Here is a 24,182-nt window from a genome sequence, read left to right as displayed (position 1 = left end):
TATCGACCAGAATAAAACCGAACGAATGAATAAATATTTGCTTAGCCTAACCGCCTGTGCATTGGCACTTTCGGCAAACGCTCAACAGGGAAAAACCTTAACAGAAAAAGATTACGAGAGGGCTGAAAGCTTTCTGAGCTACAATACTGAACCATTTATCGACAATGGCGGTGTTAGACCTAACTGGCTGGCCAATGATCAGTTTTCTTATACAGTAAGAACTGCAACCGGTATGCAAACCTACCTGGTTGACCCCGTCAAGAAAACGAAAACCCAGGGTTCTGGTAATCAAAATGGAAATACGCCAGCGCGCCGAAATGCTGGCGGACCAAATGAGGTGTTATCTCCTGACGGCAAAAAAGCCGTATTTATAAAAGATTTCAACCTTTGGGTTAAAGATTTAGCCTCGGGAAAAGAAACCCAGTTAACCACCGATGGCATTAAAGATTATGGCTACGCCACAGACAACGCTGGCTGGACGCACAGTGATGCACCTATTGTGCGCTGGTCGCCAGATTCTAAAAAACTAACCACTTTTCAGCAAGATCAGCGACATGTGAAAGACATGTACCTGGTTACAACCAATGTGGGCGCACCCAAGTTAACAGCCTGGAAATATCCATTACCCGGCGATAAGGAAATTGCTACCATCAGAAGGGTAATCATCGAAATAGAAAACCCGAAGGTAATTTCACTGAATATTGCTCCCGATCAGCACAGGGGTACCTTAAGCGATGACATTGCCAGCAGTGGTACTTTTGATGATATCGACTGGAAAGCAGATGGAAGCGAAATGGCTTTTGTTTCTACTTCCAGGGATCATAAAAACGAGAAATTCCGCATTGCCAATGCCAGTACAGGTGCAGTAAGAGAGGTTTTCGAAGAAACCGTAAAAACGCAATACGAATCCGGACAGGGCGCCATAAACTGGCGGTACCTTCCTGACACGAAAGAAATTATCTGGTATTCTGAACGTGATGACTGGGGTCACCTTTATCTTTATGATGCAGCTACAGGCAAGCTTAAAAATCAAATCACCAAGGGCAGTTTTGTGGTAACCAAATTGATTCGGGTAGAGGAGAAAACCCGTACTTTATATTTCATGGCTTCTGGCCGCGATGCAGCAAACCCCTACTTCAGTCATTTCTATAAAATCGGTTTTGATGGCAAAGGTTTAACTGATTTAACACCGGAAAGCGGAAATCACCAAATTACCTTTTCACCTTCTAACCAGTATTTTATCGACTGTTATTCTAAACCAGATGTTCCGGCAACCATTGTGTTACGTAACATTAAAGGAGAACTTCTAGTTAACCTGGAAAAAACAGATGTTAGCAGGTTAACGGCACAGGGTTGGAAAGCACCGATCCCTGTAGCACTAAAGGCAGGCGATGGTAAAACCGATATTTATGGTCTGGTGTTTACGCCAACCAAGATGGAAGCCGGTAAAAAATATCCGGTAATTGATTACATCTATCCTGGCCCGCAAGGCGGAAGTGTGGGCAGCTGGTCATTTGTTGCTTCAAGGGGTGACAATCAGGCGCTTGCTGAATTAGGCTTTATTGTAGTGGTAATGGAAGGCACCAGCAATCCTAACCGCTCTAAAAGTTTTCATGATATGAGCTATGGCAATATGGCCGTTAATACGCTGCCGGATCAAATCGCAGCAATCAGACAACTGGCGGTAAAATATCCGATGGATACCACCAAAGTAGGCATTTGGGGTCACTCTGGTGGTGGTTTTGCTACTGCAGCAGCCATGTTCCGTTATCCTGATTTCTTTAAAGTAGGTATCTCAGAATCCGGAAACCATGACAACAGAAACTATGAGGATGATTGGGGTGAACGCTACAATGGCTTACTGGAAAATGCGGATTATGAAGCCCAGGCTAACCAAAATTATGCTAAAAACCTCAAAGGTAAACTGATGTTGGTGCATGGTATGATGGATGATAACGTTCCACCATACAATACACTATTGGTTGTTGAGGCTTTGGAAAAAGCTAACAAATCTTTCGATTTGGTAATTTTCCCTAATAGTGCACATGGTTTCGGCCAGCATTCACCTTATATGATGCGCCGCCGCTGGGATTATTTTGTTAAAAATCTTTTAGGTGCGGAACCACCTCATGATTATCAGATGAAAGGTCCACGGTTAAGATAATATTTAAAATGCCTTAATGAGTAATATTGTTAAGGCATTTTTGCTTTCAAACCTTTTATCTTAAATTGGGTTTTTAATAACATCACCCTAAAAAGCGTTTAAAATGACCACCGAAAACAGCGTTATCATTACAGGCACAACTGGAATGGTTGGAGAAGGCGTACTTATTCAATGCCTAAAAAGCTCAGCAATAGACCGCATTCTGGTGATTAACCGTAAACCTTGTGGATATAACCATCCTAAATTAAAAGAGATTATCCATCAGGATTTTTTCGATTTTTCGCCCCTACAGGAAGAACTGAAAGGATATAATGCCTGTTTCTTTTGTTTGGGAATTACCTCTGTAGGTGTTGATCAGGACAAATATTACAAAATGACATACGAGCTTACCCTACATGTGGCCAGAACGTTGAGCCGTTTGAACGACGACATGACCTTTTGCTATATTTCTGGTGGAGGAACCGGAGAAAAGAGCAGATTAAAATGGGCTCAGGTAAAGGCAAAGACTGAAAAAGATTTAACAAAGCTTCCTTTTTTACAGGTATTTAATTTCCGTCCGGGTTTTATTAAACCTGTTAAGGGGGCTAAATACACCCATAAATTTTACAATTATATTGGCTGGCTATTTCCCCTTGGAAGAGCATTGTATTCAAAGGGTTTTTGCACCATGGAAGAATTGGCGAATGCGATGATCAATACTTTAAACCATCACGATGAACGCAGAATTTTGGAAGGAAACGATATCATAGCCATGGCGAAAGAAAACAATTCCACAGCGCCTTAACGATAATAGCCGGGAGTAACACCGGTTAACAGAAATTAAAGGCTGGAGGCTGAAGATCTAATCCTGCAACCCACAGCCTTTAACACGAAACTAATTTTTCGGCTCTCTTTTTCTTGCATTATCTTTATTAGAGGTCTGGTCAGACCGCTGGCCACCTCCATTGGTTATACCATTTTGTTTTTTATCAGTTTTTAGATCGTGGTTTGCCCTATCGGCAATTGAATTCCCTTGAACGGTTGGATTGTTTTTCGGCATGCTCACATTTTTCATAACGATATATTTTAAGTTAACACTGATTTACCGAGCGCTCTTATAATAACCTTTGCCTTTAAAATAAGTTTGGATTATTTAGAAAACGTATGGTTGTATGGGGTAGGCAACAAAGGGATGACTGCGTTTCTAAGTGGAAAGAGAGAAAAGCAAATTAGCTACAACTTATTGTATTAAATCAATTACTTGGATTGGTTTTTGTTTAATTCGGCTTTTGATTATTATTTTAGCGCAGCATACAACAAAACACACGTGAAAAAGAACGTTATCCTTACCTTAATCTGCTTTGCAGCACTTTCTGCAAATGCACAGAAAAAAACATATTTAGAATTACTTGCCAATCAACCAAAATGGGTAGATTCTGTTTTCAAAACCTTAAACCGGAGAGAACGCATTGCCCAGATGTTTTTTGTAAGGGCCCATACCAATCTTGGGAAAAAGTATTCTGATTCTGTTGGTCAGGTAATCAAGAAAGAACAACTAGGTGGTGTGGTATTTTTTCAGGGTGGCCCTGGTCGTCAGGCAGCCGTAACCAATGCATATCAAAAAGTGAGTCATGTACCATTGCTCATCTCGTCAGATGGCGAATGGGGTTTAGGTATGCGCTTAGACAGTACCATTTCATACCCCTACCAAATGACTTTGGGGGCAATACAGAATAAAGATCTGATTTACCGGATGGGTTTAGAAGTGGCCAAAGACTTTAAACGCCTGGGCATGCAAATGAACTTAGCTCCCGATGCTGATATTAACAACAACCCTAAGAACCCGGTGATTAATTACCGCTCTTTCGGAGAAAATAAATATAATGTAGCTTCTAAAACTGCTGCCTATATGAAGGGTATGCAGGATGGAGGCCTGTTAACCACTTTAAAACACTTTCCAGGACATGGCGATACGGATGTAGATTCACACTATGACTTGCCTCAACTGAACTTTACCGCTGCCCGTTTAGATAGTTTGGAGGTGTATCCCTTTAAAGAGCTGATTAAACAGGGGGCTTCAGGTGTGATGATCGCTCACATGAATATTCCTTCTTTAGACAATACACCTAATGTACCTTCTACCCTTTCAAAGCCCATAGTTACGGGTATTCTAAAACAGAAACTGGGCTTTAAAGGCTTAATTATCTCTGATGCAATGGACATGAAAGGGGTAGTGAAATACTTTAAAGACGGGCAGGCAGATTTAATGGGGGTTATTGCCGGGAATGATATCCTGGAGCTTTCACAAAACAGCGACAGGGCAATCAGATTAATTCGCAGGGCCGTTCGTCAGGATCGCCTGGACATGAAAATCATTGATGAAAGTGTAAGAAAAATTCTAACCGCGAAATATTGGGCTGGTGTTTACAAACGAGATACCATTGTTACTCAAAATATTGTTGCAGGTGTTAACCGTAAAGAAAGCAATGCCCTGGTTCAGGAGCTGGCCAATGCCTCAGTTACTTTATTAAAAGGGAAAGAATACATCAAAAACCTCATTCCAATTAGAAGAACAGCCATAATCAGTATTGGTGTGAGCGGTGTAACCAAATTCCAGAAAGAGGTTTCTAAAGGATTTTACAACTCCGTTTATTACGTATTAGACAAAGATGCCAACGCCACGCAAATTTCCAATATTGCACGTGAAATTGGTGCTTTTGATCAGGTGATTGTGGGTATTCACGATAGCAGGGCCCGACCTGCTAACAACATGCCTTTAAATGCAGGCGTTAAAAATTTTATCAAAGAGCTATCGGCGAAGAATACAGTTTTTGCATTATTTGCAAATCCATATAATCTTGCAAGCTTACCCGGACTAGAAAATAGCAGGGGATTAATTGTTGCCTATCAAAAGGAAGATTATATGCAGATTTCTGCCGCTGCAGTAATTAATAACCGTTTGGTACCATCAGGAAAGCTGCCGGTGAGCATTGCACCTTATTATAAATTTGGAGACGGACTTTAGATGAGTTGTGGGGCAGCGGCACTGAACTTAACTCCGTTCACTCACTTTTGTTGGTTTTTCGCACAATTGCCAACTGAAAACTGCCAACTGAAAACTGAAACCCTGTTTATTCAAAACAAATTCCCCCTTCAAAGCATTATCTATTATAAATACTTAAAATTATGATAGATCCAGAGAACGACAACTACTCCAACGATCCAAATGATGCCTTACGCAGGGAAGATGATGTAGAAAACATAAACGAGGTTGATGGCGATGGTACCAGTATTGAGCACGATAAAGATTTGTTGGAACAGGCCGATGAAGCTTCGCGCCCCTCTTATGAACTAAATGTTGATGATTTAGATGAAGAGGCCGATTAACCAAAAAGCCAGGCAATGCCTGGCTTTTTGGTTATGAATATATTTTCCCGATTATTTAGATTTAACCGTGTACGTTTTTGGATCTACAGCAGCATTTGTCCAGCCTTTTAAAAACGAGGTTATTTTCTTCACATCATGCCCCACTTTCTTTTTACCGTTTGCAGAAACCTCTTCTGTTTCTAAATAGGCAGAGTTCTCAATGTGCAGCACTTTACCTTTCCCATCCAGTACCACAAACACCGGAAAGCCGAAACGCTGTGGATAACCTAAATCTGCCAATGCAGCTTCATTTTTATTCTCCGGACTGTAGTTTACCAGAACCGTTTCAAAATTATCATTGATATATTTCTTCAATGTAGCGGTACTATCGACCAAATTATGGAATGCAATACACCAGGTGCACCAGTTTCCGCCTACCTGTACCAACACGTGCTTGTTTTCTTTTGCAGCTTTGCTCACTGCAGCAGCCAAATCTGCTTTGGCATTGGCCTGAGGATTATAAATGTGTACTATTTCTTTTTTTGCCTGTCCAAATGCAGCAGTAGCAATAAAAACAGCTGTTAATAAAGTGAATAATCTTTTCATAACTTATAAGGATGATATTACAAAATTAACAAAGTCTACTAACGTTGTAGATTACTATCAAAGTATTTACAGTAGGCATACATTTTCACAAAAGCTTATCTTTGCAGCGCGATGGATTTTTTAGATCTACATACCCATAAAGTTGCCCTACAACAGGAAGTTACCAGTATTCAGAGTTTATCGCTAACCAGCGATATTTTTCTGGCCATGCCCAAGCGCAAGCCCATTTCTATTGGACTCCATCCCTGGTTTGCCACGCTGGATAAATTGGAATTACAGCTGAGTTACTTAAAAGTCCTTGCTCAACAACCTAATGTAAAGATGATTGGCGAATGTGGTTTGGATAAACTGAAAGGTGCGCCATTAACTGATCAAATCAATATTTTTGAACAGCAGGTTGCCCTTGCCGAACAGCTGAATAAGCCAATGATCATTCATTGCGTAAAAGCATTTGCTGAACTGATTGAAATTAAGAAAAAGCTAAAAGTAAAAGTACCCATGATTATTCATGGCTTCAATAAAAAAGAAGCGCTGGGAAAACAACTCATCGACAACGGATTCTTTCTCTCTTTCGGATCGGCGTTGCTACAAGCAGATTCTGGAGCAGCTAAACTCATTCAATCTGGTTATCCATTCTACTTAGAAACAGATGATGCAGACATTTCTATCGTCGAAATTTATAAAGCCGCAGCTAATTTAAAAAAATGTACAGTTGATGAGCTCAAAGCATGTATTTTTGCCAACTGGAAAAAATTGAACTTAATAACTGATTAGTAATTTGCTCGATGCCTAACCACCAATCATCTGCGCAAGGTGCAGTTAAGGCTACAGCGACAAAAAAATATATTTATGGCTGATGTTACCTGGCTCTCCCGATCTGCATTATTAGTAGGAAATGATGGAATAGAAAAACTTCAATCCAAACATGTTCTGGTTATTGGTTTAGGCGGAGTAGGTTCTTTTGCGGCCGAATTTATTTGCCGCTCAGGTGTAGGTGAAATGACTATCGTAGATGGAGACGTGGTTGATCCAAGTAATAGAAACAGGCAGCTTCCTGCATTAGCAACCAATCATGGGGTAAGCAAGGCAGAAATTATGCAAGAGCGTTTGCTGGCCATCAATCCCGAATTAAAGCTTCATGTGGTGAACGCTTTCCTTACACCGGAAAAATGTCGCGAAATCCTGGAAACAAATTACGATTACGTGATGGACTGTATCGATAGCGTAATGCCAAAAATTACCCTGCTCTCTACCGCACTGGAAAAAAACATTCCGATTGTGAGTTCAATGGGCGCTGGCGGTAAGGTAGATCCTACCAAACTACGTATAACTTATCTGCCCAACACCTACCAATGTGTGTTTGCCAGCTACGTGCGTAAACGGCTAAACAAGCAGCCCAATGTAGAGAAAGTAAAAGCGGTTTTTTCTACAGAGGAAGTAAAGCGCGATTCCTTAATCTTAACCGACGGCAGCAATTTCAAGCGTTCTGCTTATGGAACAATCTCTTATCTTCCGGCTGCTTTTGGTGGTGCCTGTGCGTCAGTAGTGATCCGCGATCTACTGGAAATCCCTTTCGAAATGGAAAAACGGCCGGCAAGAATCAGGAAAAAACCAGCGAAGAAGAAGAAGAAAGAATAAATTGGGTGCAAAGGATGTTTAACTGTAGGAATTATAACTTATTGCATATTTATATCGAAACTTCAATCACAACAACAAGGTAAATACGATAAACGCAGAGCGGATTATTTAATATCTTTAGGTTTAAAAGTTTACCGAATTTCTGTTGCCAATGTGATGAAAAATATGCATTTTGTAATAATTGGTTTAGAAAACTACATCATTTCAACTACAGATTAAAATAGAAGCGCATCTGCCCTGCAGGTGAATTAACAATATGCCCAAACCCCTCAAAATTCTTCAAGCCTCTGCTGGTTCCGGTAAAACCTTCAGTCTTACCGCACATTATTTAACTTTACTCTTCAGCAGTGAAAATAAATATCGGGAGATATTGGCTGTAACCTTTACCAACAAGGCTACAGAAGAAATGAAAACCCGTATTTTAGAGGTTTTATTGGGGCTTGCCCAAGGTAACCCTGCAAAAAAGATTGATGATTACCGGCAGTTAATTATTAAGGCTTATCCTGGCCTTACACCTACTGACCTACAATATAAAGCAGATAAGATTTATCGGAAAATCCTGCACGACTATAGCCGTTTCTCTGTAAGTACAATTGATGGTTTCGTCCAGAAAGTAATTCGTGGTTTTGCATTTGAACTGGGCCTAAACGCCGATTATAATTTAGAAATGAATTATGATAAGGTGAAGGATGATCTGGTAGCCAAACTGGATGCCAATTTAGATCACAACAAACAGCTTTTGCAATGGATTATTGATCTGGCCATTGAACGAATCAGCGACAATAAAAGCTGGAATTATAAACTGGAATTGTACAACCTCATTGGCGAGATTTTCTCAGAGCGTTTTCAGGTTTTTGAAACAGCAGTTGAAGAACTGGGCTTAGAAAACATCGACGAGCTATTCAAAAAATACATCCAGGTAACCAAAGCCGAGATTAAGAATTTTGAAGACGAGATCATTGCTTTGGCTACTAAAGCCCATGATAGCCTTCAAAACGCAGGTGTAGGTGATGACCAGCTGAAGGGTAAATCCAGAAACGGCTTAAAAAAACTGATCCTGGTTGCCAGGGGCGATTTTTCTAAAATAGAAAGCTTATTCAGTTATATCGATGAGCCAGAAGAGTGGTTTCAAAAGAATGTGAGTTTACCTGAAGTTTATGCTCAGATTAACCCCATCCTCCAGGAGATCAAAAAGCATTATCTGGCGCATTTACCCAACTACGGCTTAGCCATAGCTTTCAATAAAAACCTCTATTACCTCCGCTTAATGCAGGAAATAGCGGTGCTTTTGAAAGAATATCGGGCCGAAAACGATAATTTGCTCATCAGCGATGCGCAGAAATTAATTTCTGGTATAACTGAAGATGCTGGAGACAATCCTTCCTTTATTTGGGAAAAAGTAGGTAACCGTTACCGGAATTTTCTTTTTGATGAGTTTCAGGATACATCAACCAGCCAATGGGGTAGTTTTAAATCCCTGCTAACGAATGCCATGGCCACGCCAAGTGCCGATTTAACTGATCACCTCATTGTAGGTGATACGAAACAGTCTATTTACCGCTGGCGTAATGGCGATTGGAATATCCTGCACAAGCACGCCAAGCGGGATGTAGGTATGGACAATGTAATCGAAGAAAGTTTAGCTGAAAATTACCGAAGTGCAGAAAACATCATTTCTTTCAATAACTTTTTATACCGTTCAATTCCAATTGCCTTACAACAGGAACTAAACCAAAGTATTGAGGAAAAATCTGCCGCATTAAATGACTGGTGGAATGAGGAAAATTACGGTCACATCATTACCGATATTTATAGCCAGTCTACCCAGAATTTTGCAACCAGCACATTAAAAGGCGGCACCATCAAGATCAGGAAGTTCAGCAAGGAAGATGCTGCCAATGAAGCTCGTTTTACTGAAACCACCTTTAGAGATCTGGCACTGGAAGATGTAATCAATGAAATCCTGTTGCTGATTAACGAAAAAAATTATGCATTAAAAGACATCGCCATATTGGTGCGGTCCAATAGTGAAGCCCTTTTAACAGTTAAAAAGTTAATGGAGCAAAATCTCCCGGTAATTTCTGGAGATGCTTTACTTATTGCCAACAATGCTGCTGTAAAACTAATTATCAATACACTGAAAGCATTAATAGGCCTGGATAGTCAGAATGCGCTTTACAAAGCCAATTGTATCGCATTGTACCACTCGCTGCGCGGCATAGCAGTACATCCCGATCATTATTTAAACCTCAATAACAACTCTCTCAGTAACTTATCGGGTGTATTGCCAAAAGCCCTATGCGAAAACTGGCAAAGCTGGCTTCAGCTCCCTTTAACAGAGCTGGTAGAAATATTGATCGAATCTTACGAGTTAAAAGAGTTAACCCTACACCTGCCCTATCTGCTAGCATTTAGAGACCTGGCTGCAAATGCCAATAAACTGGGTGAAAAGGGAATTATCGCCTTTCTAACCTGGTGGGATGAAGATGGGGTAAAAAAATCGCTCCCTTCCCCGGATGGTGTGGATGCTATTCAGATCATTACCATTCACAAATCAAAGGGATTAGCTTTCAGAGCGGTATTTGTACCATTCTGTAATTGGGAAATCAAGGGCAAACCCAATTCTACATTCTGGGTGTCATCAGAAGAAACAGTTTATAAAGAATTAAGGGGTATTCCATTAAAATACAGTAGCGATTTAGCCAATTCGGCAATAGCAAAAGCCTATTATGAAGAGCTGCTCTTTAATAATATGGATGCGTTAAACATGCTTTACGTAGCCACAACGCGTGCTAAAGATTACTTGTATCTATCTACAATGGCCAAAAAAGAGGCTACACTATCCAACATTGGCGATGTACTTAACCTCACTTTTGAAGAACAGTTTAATGAAAACAGCCTCTACGAGATCGTGGATTATGTAGTGACAGATACCAAAGTTGAAAAGGTTAACCTCATCAACCTGAACTATTATCCAACTACAGGCCGTTTATCTGAACTATATATTCCTTCGGAGGATAAACACCTTAAGCATCTTGTAAATATTCAGCAATCCGGCAGAAAAGGGTCTTTACTCCATGATATTTTGGCCAATGCCAGTACCGATAAAGAAGTTAATGCCTATATCGATGACCTGGTGATGCAGGGGATCATCCAAAATAACGAAAGAGAGGCCTTACACCAATCGGTTAAAGAAGTTCTTCTCCATCCCGATTTAAAAACCATCCTGGATAATGCACAGGAAAGCATTACCGAAAAGAGCATCATCGACGAAAACGGCAAACTCCATCGTCCTGACAGAATTTTGTTAAGCCCCGATGGCGTAATCATCCTCGATTATAAGTTTACTTTGGAGGAGAGTAAAAGGCATATAGAACAAGTAGAGCTTTACCGGGATTTGTTGCTGAAAATGGGCTTTGAAAACGTAAAAACCTATTTGTTTTATGCGGTTACCGGGAAATTAAAGGCAGTATAATTATCAAATCGAGATAAAGACATGAAACCATTTTTACAAGAAGTTGCCGAAGATTTGATTGAGCGGTTTGGTGCCAACCTTCAGCATTGCGCCATCATTTTTAATAATAAACGTCCTGCTGCTTATCTTCAGAAGCATTTCGCCAATATTATTCAGAAACCATTTTTTAGCCCCGCTCTATTTACTATCCAGGAGTTTTTTGCCGCTGCATCGCAGTTTAAAATAGCCGATTTCTATCTCCAGTTTTTCACTTTACATCGAATTTACAATCAGCTCCTGGCAGAAGAGAAGTTAGAAACGATATCAAGTCACAAATTTTTTCCCCTGGCAAAAATTATCTTGAGCGATTTTAACCAGATAGATGCCGACCTCGTAGATGCCGGAAAACTGTATCGCGATTTGGAAGACATATCTGTAATTAACAAAGATTTCGATTACCTCAGCCCCGAACAGTACCAGTTTCTGGCTCAATTCTGGACATCCTATTCGGAAGGAAAACATAAAAAACAGCAGGAACTTTTCATCAAAATGTGGCGCAGGATGCCAAAGCTTTATCATAAGTTTCATGCAAGCTTAAAAAATGAGGGCTTTTTAACCAACGGGTCTGTTTATCGCCACCTGGCGGAAGGAAACTTAAATGAATTGACTTACCTTTCAAATTTCGACAAGGGAAAAATCATTTTTGTAGGTTTTAATGCCCTTAGTTCGGCAGAGGCGAAGCTCTTTACGCAATTGCAAGAGGCAGACAAAGCACTTTTCTACTTCGATACCGATGATTATTACCTTAAAGATCATTTACAGGAAGCTGGATTATTCCTGAGGAAAAACATTGATCAGCTGGGCTTAAAAAATGTGTTTGATGATCGCCCAAGCTTAATGGCAACAGCAGATCACCTGGTAAATGTTTATAAGGTTCAGGGACAATCGGTACAGGCGAAGATATTAAATGAAGTTTTAGCAGACGATTATGTTGAAGAAAATGAAGTCGGTAACACCGTGGTGGTATTGGCAGACGAAAGTTTACTTATTCCGGCGCTTCAAACCATTCCAACAGATGTAAATGGCAAAAAGATAGACCTCAACGTTACCATGGGTTTTGCACTTTCTTCATCCAGTATCTACGGATTGGCAGATTTATGGCTAAGTGCTCAATTAGAGATTCTAAATACCGGAAAGTTAACCTACAAAAGCCTTGAGGCCTTCCTCACTCACCCACTTACCGGGTTAAGTCAGCGAATGAGGGATAAAATCCAAACCGCATTACTCAAGGAAAATGTTGTTGAGATTGAACATCAACGCTTAGTAAGGCAAGGTGGCCTTTTGGAAGTTTTTTATCAGCAAACAGTCGAGCCTAAAAATGTAGTCTCAAATCTACTTCAGGTACTTAATTTCGTACTGAACAGGCTCTCCAATAACAAAGCACTCAAAAAAATCGATGCAGAGTTATTTGTAAAAACCATTCAGGAGCTTAACCGGCTCCATGATACCTTTGGCCACCACATCGGTCAGGAGGATATTTCTTTTGTGATTTATCTGGTTCAGAAGTCCCTTCAGGCCATTGCAGTTCCATTAAGTGGCGATCCACTAAACGGTATTCAGCTAATGGGTTTACTGGAAACCAGGAACCTGAATTTCGACAAAGTTGTTTTCTTAGGTTTTAACGAAGGAATCATTCCGAAATCATCTATCGGCAATAGCTTTATTCCCGATAGTATCCGCCGGGTTTATGGTTTGCCCGTACTGGAAAATCTCGATGCCATCTCGTCCTACATGGTTTACAGGCTTTTGCAGCGCGCCAAAAACATCAGTTTTGTTTATAATAGCCTAACGGACGAATCGACCTCCGGTGAAGCCAGCAGAATACTCAAGCAGCTGGAATATGAAAGTAAATTCAACTTCCAATACCACGAATTGGCCTTGGAAGTAAAAACTGAAGTGGCCAAAGAAGTGGTCATTAAAAAAGAAGATCATCCTTTTATTCAGGCAACCCTTCAGAAATACCTTAATAAAGAAAAAATTCTCTCCCCTTCTGCCCTTACACAGTATATTTCTAACCCGATAGATTTCTTTTTTAATTATATCGCCGGCATCAAAGAACCTAAAGAGGTAAGTGCAGTGGTAGAAGCCAATGAAATTGGTTCCATCCTGCACAAGGTAATGGAATACTTTTACGAAGATCTGGTTGGGATAGAAATTACCAAAGCAGCAATAGAGGAACGACGAACAGGAGTACCAAAACTGATTCAAAAAGCTTTCTCATCGGTGATGTTCAATAACCCTGATAAGGTAATGGAATATAGAGGCATGCAAAAAGTGATTTTAGCCATTGTAGATGCCTATGTTAATGTGATTTTAAATCAGGATATTTCACAAACACCTTTCACCATTATCAGTTTAGAGCAAAAGGTAGAAGCCCTCATTCATTTTCCCTTAAAAGGGCAGGATGCCAGCATAAAAATGTTCGGTTACATTGACCGGGTAGATGTAAAAAACGGCATTACCCGAATTGTAGATTATAAAACCGGTAGTGATAAACTCACCTTTAAAGATATTCCCGAACTGTTTAATTCAGATGGCAAACACATTAATAAAGCGCTGGTACAAACCCTTCTATACACCTACGCTTACGAGCAATATGCAGGAAAAACACATGTTGAGCCTAATTTATATGTGGTAAAAAGCATGAGCCAGGATGGGGTTTGGTTTAAAACAGGCAGACAGAGTTTATCTGGCCAGTTTTTAGAAGACATTAAACCTGAGTTTTTAGCCGCTTTAAGAAACAAACTGACAGAGCTTTTTGAAGCGCCTTATTTTAAAGCCAGCGCTGTAGATGACAATTATAAATTTTCCATCTATAAAACCTTGTTTGGAAAATAAAACCTTTTCCCCTTGTCGTCGGTTTAAACCGACGGCAAGTTTGCTATATTAGCATAACCAATTCTTATAAATATGTCGTAGCTGAGATATAATTCATCAAACCCTTTCCCCGCAAGGATAAGATGAACAATCATTAAGATTCCAGCCTGCGAGGGGATGATGGCTACCGAGGGATCAGATATTTTCAGAATGCCAATACCTTACCTCACTCAGCCAAGTACGCATCCGGCCTAGCAGCATTTCGCAGAATAGGGTATCTGAAAGCCCGCAGTTTCAAACGTTCACATACTGCCCAAGGAAATAAGTAGCGAGGGTAGGCATGGTCAAAGGCCTAAGCCTCTTATTACCGCTATATGCTTTCAGATTATCCTAGTCAAGAAAGGATGCCAGCCTTGGGTTTTTGTTTCTTTTGGGCCAAGCCAAAAGAAAGAGCCCTTCCGGCGGTGAGGAAATAAACAATCATTCCAAAAAAACTTTCATTGATGAAATAAAAAAGTACGATGAGAAGCATAAATTTGAATCATCAAAAGACGAATGATGCTTAGCTTAAATTTTAGCCAGTTCCCAGTACTTGAAACCGAAAGACTGATCCTTCGGGAACATGTAGTTGCCGATGCGCAAGCTATTTTTGATATGCGCACCAGTGAAGAGGTGATGCGCTATATTGATCGGGCACGCCCAAAAGAGATTTTGGAAGTCAAAACCTTTATTACTACACTTCATGATGGCTACATAGAAGGACAAAATTTAACCTGGGTAATGGCTTTGAAAGAAAATCCAGAGCAAATGATTGGCGCTATAGGCTATTGGAGAACCAATCTGGCTAACCATCGGGCAGAAATAGGCTACATGCTTAGCCCCAAATTCTGGAAGAAAGGTTATGTATCAGAAGCATTAAAAAAAACAATAGATTTTGGTTTCAATGAGGTAAATTTTCACACCATTCAAGCCAATATTAATCCGGGTAATGATGCCTCAAGAAAGATTCTTCTCCAGCATGGCTTTGTAAAAGAAGCCTATTTCAAAGAAGATTACTACTTCAACGGAAGATTTTTAGATAGTGAAATCTATGGTTTGTTAAATCCAAATCACTAAATTACAACCATAACCCTACTCATATGCTTAAAACAGCTACGCCAATTCTCGCTTCACTCAATGCAGATGAAACCATTCAATTTTATACTGAAAAATTAGGTTTCACTTTTCACAACAACTGGGATGGCTACATCATTTTAAGCAAAGATGATATTGGTATCCATCTATGGCCAACTAACGATGAAAGTGTCCCCAAAAATACAGGTTGCTATATCTATGTCACCGAAGTAGATCAGCTTTATGCCGAGTATACAGCACAAGGTGTAGTACATCCCAATGGAAAGTTGAAAAATATGCCCTGGGGCATGAGGCAGTTTTCTATTTTAGACAACAGCGGTAACATTATTCACTTTGGTGAAGATATTAGAGCAAAATAACTGGCCGAAGTAAGGTAAGTCCTGACCTTAATCAATTGCTAAAAATATGATATTGAACAATATTTATTGAAACAATATTTTTTCGACTAGTTTATTTCGATAAAATCCACAACTTTAATACAATTACCCTTTCCAAAACTCAATTACCCAATATTATTTCACGCTTTAGCAAATAAACAAAAAAGACACTTGTTAAAACAGCCAGCAAACTTTGGAATTACCTATAATTATTACAAAACATAGGTATTTTAGCCTTTGGTTTCAAAGCGATTAATAATTATATTTGCCACCGTTATTAAAAATTACAATGAGAGAAATCCAATTTAGAGAAGCACTACGCGAAGCCATGAGCGAAGAAATGCGTAAAGATGACCGCGTTTTTTTATTAGGTGAAGAAGTAGCAGAATATAATGGAGCATACAAAGTAAGTCAAGGTATGCTTGAGGAATTTGGAGCCAAAAGAATTATCGATACCCCTATTGCCGAATTAGGTTTTGCAGGTATTGCTACTGGTGCAGCTACAGCTGGACTTATTCCAATTGTAGAATTTATGACCTTTAACTTTTCGTTGGTTGCTATCGATCAGATCATCAACGGAGCAGCGAAGATCTTATCTATGAGCGGTGGTCAATTCTCTTGCCCAATGGTATTCCGCGGTCCTACTGGTAACGCTGGTCAATTGGGTGCTCAACACTCTCAGAACTTCGAAAACTGGTATGCAAATACACCAGGTTTAAAAGTTGTAGTTCCGGCTACACCTTATGATGCAAAAGGTTTAATGAAACAAGCTATCATTGATCCGGATCCGGTAATTTTCATGGAATCTGAGGTAATGTATGGCGATAAAGGTGATGTTCCTGCTGAAGAATATTACTTAGAAATTGGTAAAGCAAACGTTGTAAAACAAGGAACTGATGTTACCATCGTAACTTTCGGTAAAATGTTAACCCGCGTAGTAAACCCAGCTGTAGAAGAATTAACAAAAGAAGGTATCAATGTTGAAGTAATCGATTTACGTACCGTACGTCCTATCGATTATGCAACCATCATCGAATCTGTTAAGAAAACTAACCGTTTGGTAGTAGTAGAAGAAGCCTGGCCATTGGCGTCTATCTCAAGTGAGATTGCTTTCAATGTACAGAAAAATGCATTCGACTATTTAGATTCACCTGTTTTACGTATTACTTGTGCAGACGTTCCACTTCCTTACTCTCCTACTTTAATAGCTGCCAGCTTACCAAATGCAGAAAAAGTAGTTAAAGCTGTAAAAGAAGCCATGTATGTAAATAAATAGTCGTTAAAAAACAACTATAAAATATTGGAATCCCTTAAGCTAAGCTTAGGGGATTTTTTTTGTTAGTATGATCTGTGTCACACAGTCCATCCCCATTACCGCAGTCTGTGTCATACAGACATTTCCATAAACTGTTTCATTAACAAAAAAGTATGCGCGCTAAGTTGCAAACGTTTGGAGAAATTATTCTACTGGGAACTGTGCTTCTGATTATTTTTTGTGTCGGCATTGTTTTGTCTCCAATTTTGGTGATTTCAAGTATCGACAACCATTTTACGAAGAAGAGACTAAATCAGAATTTTTATGAAAATCTTCTAAAATTAGAGGGGGACAAAATCTTTTGTTACAACAACAGGAAGAATAGTCAGGAATTTATCGAAAAATACATCATCCCTACACTATCATCTGATGTTCACATCATTTTTCTGAATGGAAGAACTCCTGTTAACGACTACTATTCCCAAATCTTTTCATCTTCCCTCTTAAATCAGATTAAAAATCAAGTCGGCTTCCCCTACCTAATGAAAATCAGTGGCGGACAGATTCTGGAAAAATCGATCAATAACGAACTCTATAACATCCTGAATCAAGGAAAAGAAATTAAACCATTACACGATATTATTAGCAATTTCTACGAGTGATTCAAATGCGAAAATCTGTCACCATGGTCTGTTTCGCACAGACCATCGTCGCTATTTCCTAAATATGTATCTTCGCTACCTAAAAAACACCTCCAATGTCCTCTAATTACATAGCCGATCAAATATTTGAAAAAGTAGATTATACCTTAAGCGCCCTTCCAAAAGCAGAATATGAAAACTGTAAATTCATTAACTGCGACTTCTCAGGTTCCGATTTGACCGGCATAAAATTCCTGGATTGCCAATTCATTTCCTGCAATCTCAGCCTTGCTCATATCACAAAAACATCATTCAACGGTATCCAATTTAGTGATTGCAAAATGCTGGGATTAAGATTTGAAAACTGTAACGATTTCGGACTTTCCTTCAGTTTTGAGCAATGTAAATTAGGCCATTCTTCCTTTTACAAACTAAAGCTGAAGAAAACAACTTTCGGCAACTGCCACATGCATGAAGTCGATTTTTCTGAAAGCGACTTAAGCAACGCTACTTTCGACAACTGTGATCTGTTAACCGCAACATTTGATCGAACCGTGCTCGAAAAAGCAGATTTTAGAACGGCTTATAATTATGCTATAGATCCTGAAAATAATAGAATAAAGAAGGCCAGATTTTCTATATCAGGGCTACCAGGATTACTAAACAGGTATGAGATCATCGTGACAGCTTAGATAAACTTTGCAAAAATCTGTAAATTCACGAACGCATCAGTTAAAGAAATTATGGAACAACCAAAGCCAACAACCATAGCAGAATATATTGCTCATTTTCCGGCAGAAACTCAAAAGCTTTTACAGCAAATTCGCCAAACCATACAAAAAGCCGCTCCAGATGCAAAGGAAGTGATCAGTTATAGTATGCCCGCCTTTAAGCAACACAAAGTATTAGTCTACTTTGCCGCTTATAGCAAGCATTTGGGTTTTTACCCGACTGATTCAGGCATACAGGCTTTCAAACATGAACTTGAAGATTATAAATGGAGTAAAGGCGCCATTCAATTCCCTTTAAACCAACCCCTTCCATTAGATTTGATAAGCCGCATTACCAAATTCAGAGCAGAAGAAGATTTAGAAAATGCAAAGCGTAAGAAGTAAACGAAGTTAATTTATTATCCGTTTTCTCAAGAATTTACTCACAAAATTCCGTGGAAAACTTCGTGTTAAAAATCCTGAAAACAAACAAATCCTGATTAGCTTTGCTACCTTTAATTTTTGAATATGTTAACCCATCATAAAATAATTGCAGCCGAATTAAAAGTTGCAGAAAAACAAGTAACAGCTACCGTAAGCCTTTTAGATGAGGGTGCAACCGTACCGTTTATTTCCCGTTACCGCAAGGAATTAACAGGAAGCCTGGACGAAGTTGAAGTAGCGGCAATTCGCGACAGAGTTTTGCAGTTAAGAGATTTGGATAAGCGCAGGGAAGCGATCTTAAAATCGATGACCGAACTTGGTAAACTGACTCCGGAATTGGAGAAACAGATTAACGAGGCTGAAACCATTTCCCTTCTGGAAGACATTTATCTTCCTTACAAGCCGAAACGCAAAACGCGTGCATCGGTAGCCAAAGAAAAAGGCTTAGAACCTTTGGCCCTACAGATATTCGATCAAAGCAGTTTTGACCTTGAAACTGAAGCGGATAAATTTATCGATACTGAAAAAGGAGTAAACAGCATTGATGAAGCTTTAGCCGGAGCAAGAGATATCATTGCCGAAATGATATCTGAAAATGCAGAAGCCAGGACCAAAATGCGCACCTATTTCCAGGAGAAAGCTACATTTAAAGCCGAGGTAATCAAAGGCAAGGAAGAAGAAGGAATTAAATACAAAGATTATTTCGAATGGACAGAGCCCGTTAAAACAGCAGCCTCTCACCGTGTCTTAGCCATGCGCCGCGGAGAAAAGGAGTTGATTCTAAGATTAGATGCTCTTCCTCCGGCAGAAGATGCAATAGCGATCTTGGAAAACCAATTTGTATCAGGAAATAATGCGGCAGCCAAACAGGTTCAGCAAGCATTGGAAGATGGATACAAACGTTTGTTAGAGCCCGCAATGGAAACTGAGCTTCGTGTATTAACGAAACAGAAAGCAGACGAAGAAGCTATCCGGGTTTTTGCAGAAAACGCCCGTCAGTTGTTGTTAGCAGCTCCAATGGGACAAAAAAATGTATTGGCTATCGACCCTGGTTTCCGTACGGGTTGCAAAGTGGTTTGTTTAGATAAACAAGGGCAACTGCTTGAAAATACTGCTATTTATCCGCATACAGGACAAGGAAATGAGAAAAACGCAGAATTTGTAATCCAACAGCTTTGCGAAAAATACGATGTAGAAGCCATTGCTATTGGCAACGGTACTGCTGGAAGAGAAACAGAAGCTTTTGTTAGAAAGCTAAATTTACCACACATCACCATTGTGATGGTTAATGAAAGTGGTGCTTCCATTTACTCTGCATCAGAAGTAGCGAGAGAAGAATTTCCGACCCAGGATATTACCGTTCGTGGTGCGGTTTCTATCGGTCGCCGCTTAATGGATCCTTTGGCAGAATTGGTAAAAATAGATCCTAAATCTATCGGAGTTGGTCAATATCAGCATGACGTAGATCAAAATAAATTACAAGCCAGCCTAGATGATACAGTAATTAGTTGCGTAAATGCTGTGGGCGTGGAGTTAAACACTGCATCGAAGCAAATCTTAGCCTATGTTTCAGGTTTAGGCCCTAGTTTAGCACAAAATATTGTTGATTATCGCAATACGCACGGTGCGTTTAAAAACCGCGAAAGCTTGAAAAAAGTTCCGCGTCTTGGCGATAAAGCCTACGAACAGGCTGCAGGTTTCTTACGAATCCGCAATGCCGAGAATGTTTTAGATACCAGTGGTGTGCACCCGGAGCGTTATGCCGTGGTAGATAAAATGGCAAAAGATTTGGGAACAACTGTTTCTGCTTTAATGAAGGATACTCAGCTTCAAAAACAGATTAAACCGCAACAATATGTTACCGATGAGATTGGTTTACCTACACTTAATGATATTTTAAAAGAACTAGCAAAGCCAGGACGAGATCCTCGTGAGCAGTTTGAAGCTTTTAGCTTTACGGATGGCGTGAATGCCATTTCTGATTTACGCGTAGGCATGAAATTACCAGGTATCGTAACCAACATTACCAACTTTGGTGCTTTCGTAGATATTGGTGTTCACCAGGACGGTCTTGTTCATACCAGTCAGTTGGCTAATCGTTTTGTAGCAAACCCTAACGATATCGTTAAAGTACACCAAAAGGTTGAAGTTACGGTAGTGGAGGTGGATGAAGCACGCAAGAGAATTTCACTTTCTATGAAAACGGAAGTTGCTCCAAAAGCTGGCGTTCAGAATCGCGAACCTAAAGGGCAGAAACCTAAGGGCGACTTCAAACCCAACAACCAAAAGCCAAACTTTAAGCCTCGCAACGAGCCTAAAGACGCTGATGGTGATTTACAAGAGAAATTAGCTAAACTAAAAGGCTTATTCAAATAATACAACTTATTGCCTGGGGCATCCAAACAGCGATGCTTCAGGTAATAAATTACATTCCCTCAAATTTATCCTTAAACTCCAATCGCTTTTTAGGTAAACTTTCAGGATAATGCGTTTGGATAAAACCAATCATTGCCTCCCTAACATTACAGCGAAGATCAAAAGCACGGGAAGAGTTGGTCGCACTCATTAAAAAGCGAACTTCAATCGCCCCATCTTTCGTACTATCTGTAACCTGGACTACGTTTACTCGTTTATCCCAAAGGGGATTTGAATTTAGAAGCTTACTAAACTCCTGTCGCAAAGGTTCTATTGGAACAGTATAATCCAGGTACAGGAAAACTGTACCCAGTAACTCGGCCGAAACCCGTGTCCAGTTTTGAAAAGGCTTTTCTATGAAATAGGTTATGGGCAGGATTAACCGCCTTTGATCCCAGATACTCACTACCACATAAGTCAGTGTAATCTCTTCAACCCTTCCCCACTCGCCTTCAACAATCAATACATCATCAATGCGGATAGGTTGGGTAAAAGCAATCTGGAACCCGGCCAGAAGATTCCCCAACGACTTCTGAGCGGCGAATCCAATAATGATCCCGCCAATGCCCACCCCGGTAAGCAAACCCGCACCTATTTTACGCATGCTTTCAAAGCTCAATAAAATAATTGCTGCCGTAATAATAATGATTAACGAAACAATGAATTTACGCACAAATTGCAGCTGTGTTCTGATTTTGCGCTCTTTAAGATTATTCTCTTTGTTCAGGTCATACTTAAAATAGAAGTAATCCTCTAAAACATTAATGATCCGAACCAGGATCAATGCAAAAACTGCTGTAAGAAAAATTTCTAATGCCTTATCCAGTGGATGACGATAAGTGACGGGCATTTGCATAACATCCAAAGAAAAATTTAGAAAAAGCAAGGGGATAAATACAGCTACAGGTCTGCGCAGGTGTTTGATGGTTGATTTGATGAGGATAAAATCCCACCACCTGGATAGCAGGATAAATATTTTATGGATAATAAATTTAAGCAGAAGCCCGGCCAATATAGCTACAACTGCAATGATGAGATTTTTAACAAATAACGGAATGGGATAGCCTAGAAAATGATCGAGGTGCTGCATGGATAATTATGGATTGGGGACTTTATGTTAACAACAGCTTTTTGATATTTGTTTGATATCGCAAATTGCGATATCAAACCGCATATAGCTTTACTAATGGTCGGCGGGCTAACCAGATATATTACTCAATTTAACTTGATTTGGTCGGTAGTAACACAAACCGATAAATCGATACTTTTTCTTATCTTCAAATAAATCCAATATGATATGACAGATAAACAACTGCCCGCTATCATCCCTGAAAATAGTTTAGTGAGTAAAATTCATGATGTTCGTGGCCTTAAAGTGATGCTCGATAGTGATTTGGCAGATCTTTATGGAGTTGAAACGAAAGTACTGAATCAAAGTATCCGGAGAAATATATATAGATTTCCCAAAGATTTTATGTTTCAGCTATCTGAAATTGAATGGCAATCTTTGAGGTCACAAATTGTGACCTCAAAGATTGGTAGAGGAGGAAGAACCTATCTACCAAATGTTTTCACAGAACATGGCATCCTGATGCTTTCCAGTATTTTAAACAGTCAGCAAGCCATACAAGTAAACATTCAAATTGTCAGGATATTTTCCAAAATCAGGCAATTATTAATTGATGGAGGGGTGCTTAAACTTGAAATTGAAGAGATCAAAAGGAAAATCAATAATCAGGATAAGAACATAGAGTTGGTTTTCAAGTATCTGGATGAGTTGACCGAGAAGAAAAGCAAACCCAGAAAAAGAATGGGCTATATGCCTGATGATCTATAACCCAGAAAATTTGGCTTCGGTAAGCCAGAATGCCAACTGGAAATACAGCACGGCTTTGAGTTAAATAAACGGGATTGGAGCGATATCCTTTTAAAATTGTCCTAAATTCTTCCTTCAAAGTAGAATTTATTTTAAAAGATTTAGCGAAAAGCCCGACTGCCGATCCACCTGTACTACCGGCCTTGCTTTACCTTAAAAAATGAAAGCTACCTGATCCCGGTTTCGATCAAAGAAATATACGAACAAACAGATTACTATATAACCAAACACATTTTTTACTACAGGTTCCTGCCTCCACCAACCAGATATGATTCTACTCATCACCTGAATAAGACATTTACCTTACATTTTTTTCAATCAACTATTTGATAATAAAACAATTTCATCTATCTTTGCAGTCCCAAATTTATTGGGAATAAATAATTGTTTAATAAATTAAATACAAGCAAGTGAATACGTTAAGTTACAAAACTGTCTCGGCCAATGCTAAAACTGTAAACAAACAGTGGATTGTTGTTGATGCGGAAGGCGAGATTTTGGGGCGCTTGTCATCGAAGATCGCTATGATCATCCGTGGTAAAAACAAGCCTGAGTACACCCCACACGTAGACTGCGGTGATAACGTTATCGTTATTAATGCAGACAAGGTTAAATTGACAGGAAACAAATTCAGTGAAAAAGAATATGTTTCTTATACTGGCTATCCAGGTGGTCAACGTTTTATCTCTCCAAAAGAGTTAATGGCGAAACACCCTCAGCGTGTAATCGAGAAAGCGGTACGTGGTATGTTACCGAAAACTAAATTGGGCAAAAAATTATACACTAATCTTTTTGTATATGCAGGTGACAAACACCCACATGCAGCTCAGTCTCCTAAAACCATTAAACTTTAAGAAATGTCAGTTACTAACACTTCAGGAAGAAGAAAAACAGCTGTTGCTCGCATCTACTTAAAAGATGGAAACGGCACCATTACCGTTAACGGTAAAGACCACAAAGTATATTTCCCAACTTTACCTTTGCAATATATCGTAAACCAAAGTTTAGAAGTTTCTGAGCTTGTTGGCCGTTACGATATCAATGTAAACGTTCAAGGTGGTGGTATCAAAGGACAAGCGGAAGCTGTTCGTTTAGCTATTGCTAAAGCGATTGTTGAACTTGATGCGGAGAAAAAACCTGCTCTACGTGCTAAAGGCCTTATGACGCGTGATATGCGTATGGTTGAGCGTAAGAAACCAGGACGTGCTAAAGCCCGTAAGAAATTCCAATTCAGTAAACGTTAATC

21 protein-coding genes are annotated in these 24,182 nt (G+C 39.6%); 18 read left to right on the top strand and 3 right to left on the bottom strand.

Annotated elements, in window-relative coordinates; translation table 11 throughout:
• The first annotated feature begins 25 nt into the window (after positions 1 to 25).
• Positions 26 to 2,164, top strand: coding sequence for a DPP IV N-terminal domain-containing protein (locus tag ACQY77_RS14205; protein WP_421941499.1), 2,139 nt, complete (start codon positions 26 to 28; stop codon positions 2,162 to 2,164).
• Between the two features lie 103 nt (positions 2,165 to 2,267).
• A complete protein-coding gene (locus ACQY77_RS14200) occupies positions 2,268 to 2,948 on the top strand; it encodes an epimerase (protein ID WP_421941500.1) in 681 nt (226 codons plus the stop codon).
• 90 nt (positions 2,949 to 3,038) lie between these two features.
• On the opposite strand, the gene ACQY77_RS14195 is transcribed toward ACQY77_RS14200, so the two are convergent.
• Positions 3,039 to 3,218 carry a hypothetical protein gene (locus tag ACQY77_RS14195; RefSeq protein WP_421941501.1) on the bottom strand — a complete coding sequence of 60 codons (180 nt, stop codon included), beginning with the start codon at positions 3,216 to 3,218 and terminating at the stop codon, positions 3,039 to 3,041.
• Positions 3,219 to 3,470: 252 nt separating this feature from the next.
• Between ACQY77_RS14195 and ACQY77_RS14190 the strand changes: the two genes are divergently transcribed.
• Positions 3,471 to 5,168 (top strand): glycoside hydrolase family 3 protein, encoded by a 1,698-nt coding sequence (locus ACQY77_RS14190; protein ID WP_421941502.1) that lies wholly within the window; start codon positions 3,471 to 3,473, stop codon positions 5,166 to 5,168.
• Positions 5,169 to 5,329: 161 nt separating this feature from the next.
• Positions 5,330 to 5,530 (top strand): hypothetical protein, encoded by a 201-nt coding sequence (locus ACQY77_RS14185; protein WP_421941503.1) that lies wholly within the window; start codon positions 5,330 to 5,332, stop codon positions 5,528 to 5,530.
• Positions 5,531 to 5,581: 51 nt separating this feature from the next.
• Here the strand turns inward: ACQY77_RS14185 and ACQY77_RS14180 are convergent, their stop codons facing one another.
• Positions 5,582 to 6,115 (bottom strand): thioredoxin family protein, encoded by a 534-nt coding sequence (locus ACQY77_RS14180; RefSeq protein ID WP_421941504.1) that lies wholly within the window; start codon positions 6,113 to 6,115, stop codon positions 5,582 to 5,584.
• A gap of 111 nt (positions 6,116 to 6,226) precedes the next feature.
• Here ACQY77_RS14180 and ACQY77_RS14175 point away from each other — a divergent pair, with 111 nt between their 5' ends.
• From ACQY77_RS14175 to ACQY77_RS14125, 11 genes are all read left to right on the top strand, one after another.
• Positions 6,227 to 6,889, top strand: coding sequence for a TatD family hydrolase (locus tag ACQY77_RS14175; RefSeq protein WP_421941505.1), 663 nt, complete (start codon positions 6,227 to 6,229; stop codon positions 6,887 to 6,889).
• Between the two features lie 75 nt (positions 6,890 to 6,964).
• Positions 6,965 to 7,753 carry a tRNA threonylcarbamoyladenosine dehydratase gene (locus ACQY77_RS14170; RefSeq protein WP_421941506.1) on the top strand — a complete coding sequence of 263 codons (789 nt, stop codon included), beginning with the start codon at positions 6,965 to 6,967 and terminating at the stop codon, positions 7,751 to 7,753.
• 256 nt (positions 7,754 to 8,009) lie between these two features.
• Positions 8,010 to 11,228, top strand: coding sequence for a UvrD-helicase domain-containing protein (locus tag ACQY77_RS14165; protein ID WP_421941507.1), 3,219 nt, complete (start codon positions 8,010 to 8,012; stop codon positions 11,226 to 11,228).
• Positions 11,229 to 11,249: 21 nt separating this feature from the next.
• Positions 11,250 to 14,105, top strand: a complete 2,856-nt coding sequence (locus ACQY77_RS14160; protein WP_421941508.1) for a PD-(D/E)XK nuclease family protein — start codon at positions 11,250 to 11,252, stop codon at positions 14,103 to 14,105.
• 534 nt (positions 14,106 to 14,639) lie between these two features.
• On the top strand, positions 14,640 to 15,200 hold the full coding sequence (locus ACQY77_RS14155; RefSeq protein WP_421941509.1) for a GNAT family N-acetyltransferase: 561 nt from the start codon (positions 14,640 to 14,642) through the stop codon (positions 15,198 to 15,200).
• A 23-nt stretch (positions 15,201 to 15,223) separates the two neighbouring features.
• Entirely contained in the window at positions 15,224 to 15,577 is a 354-nt protein-coding gene (locus ACQY77_RS14150) for a bleomycin resistance protein (RefSeq protein ID WP_421941510.1), read from the top strand.
• A 307-nt stretch (positions 15,578 to 15,884) separates the two neighbouring features.
• Positions 15,885 to 16,871: a pyruvate dehydrogenase complex E1 component subunit beta gene (locus ACQY77_RS14145; protein ID WP_421941511.1), complete on the top strand. Its 987-nt coding sequence runs from the start codon at positions 15,885 to 15,887 to the stop codon at positions 16,869 to 16,871.
• A 152-nt stretch (positions 16,872 to 17,023) separates the two neighbouring features.
• Positions 17,024 to 17,512, top strand: a complete 489-nt coding sequence (locus ACQY77_RS14140; RefSeq protein ID WP_421941512.1) for a hypothetical protein — start codon at positions 17,024 to 17,026, stop codon at positions 17,510 to 17,512.
• A 95-nt stretch (positions 17,513 to 17,607) separates the two neighbouring features.
• The gene (locus ACQY77_RS14135) at positions 17,608 to 18,183 is read left to right on the top strand and encodes a pentapeptide repeat-containing protein (protein ID WP_421941513.1); all 576 of its coding nucleotides are present in this window, start codon (positions 17,608 to 17,610) and stop codon (positions 18,181 to 18,183) included.
• A 51-nt stretch (positions 18,184 to 18,234) separates the two neighbouring features.
• Positions 18,235 to 18,606 carry an iron chaperone gene (locus ACQY77_RS14130; protein WP_421941514.1) on the top strand — a complete coding sequence of 124 codons (372 nt, stop codon included), beginning with the start codon at positions 18,235 to 18,237 and terminating at the stop codon, positions 18,604 to 18,606.
• 123 nt (positions 18,607 to 18,729) lie between these two features.
• The gene (locus ACQY77_RS14125; protein WP_421941515.1) at positions 18,730 to 21,021 is read left to right on the top strand and encodes a Tex family protein; all 2,292 of its coding nucleotides are present in this window, start codon (positions 18,730 to 18,732) and stop codon (positions 21,019 to 21,021) included.
• Between the two features lie 49 nt (positions 21,022 to 21,070).
• On the opposite strand, the gene ACQY77_RS14120 is transcribed toward ACQY77_RS14125, so the two are convergent.
• Positions 21,071 to 22,150, bottom strand: coding sequence for a mechanosensitive ion channel family protein (locus ACQY77_RS14120; protein WP_421941516.1), 1,080 nt, complete (start codon positions 22,148 to 22,150; stop codon positions 21,071 to 21,073).
• Between the two features lie 207 nt (positions 22,151 to 22,357).
• Here ACQY77_RS14120 and ACQY77_RS14115 point away from each other — a divergent pair, with 207 nt between their 5' ends.
• The 3 genes from ACQY77_RS14115 (at position 22,358) to rpsI (ending at position 24,180) form a co-directional block, all read left to right on the top strand.
• Positions 22,358 to 22,897 (top strand): ORF6N domain-containing protein, encoded by a 540-nt coding sequence (locus tag ACQY77_RS14115; RefSeq protein ID WP_421941517.1) that lies wholly within the window; start codon positions 22,358 to 22,360, stop codon positions 22,895 to 22,897.
• Between the two features lie 449 nt (positions 22,898 to 23,346).
• Positions 23,347 to 23,790: a 50S ribosomal protein L13 gene (gene rplM / locus ACQY77_RS14110; RefSeq protein WP_090888304.1), complete on the top strand. Its 444-nt coding sequence runs from the start codon at positions 23,347 to 23,349 to the stop codon at positions 23,788 to 23,790.
• Positions 23,791 to 23,793: 3 nt separating this feature from the next.
• Positions 23,794 to 24,180, top strand: coding sequence for a 30S ribosomal protein S9 (rpsI, locus tag ACQY77_RS14105; RefSeq protein ID WP_090888307.1), 387 nt, complete (start codon positions 23,794 to 23,796; stop codon positions 24,178 to 24,180).
• The last annotated feature ends 2 nt before the right edge of the window (positions 24,181 to 24,182 follow it).

Source organism: Pedobacter sp., assembly GCF_965279535.1.
GTDB lineage: Bacteria > Bacteroidota > Bacteroidia > Sphingobacteriales > Sphingobacteriaceae > Pedobacter.
The sequence above is the reverse complement of the archived record's forward strand: the minus strand, read 5'-3'. Positions and strand labels throughout refer to the sequence as shown.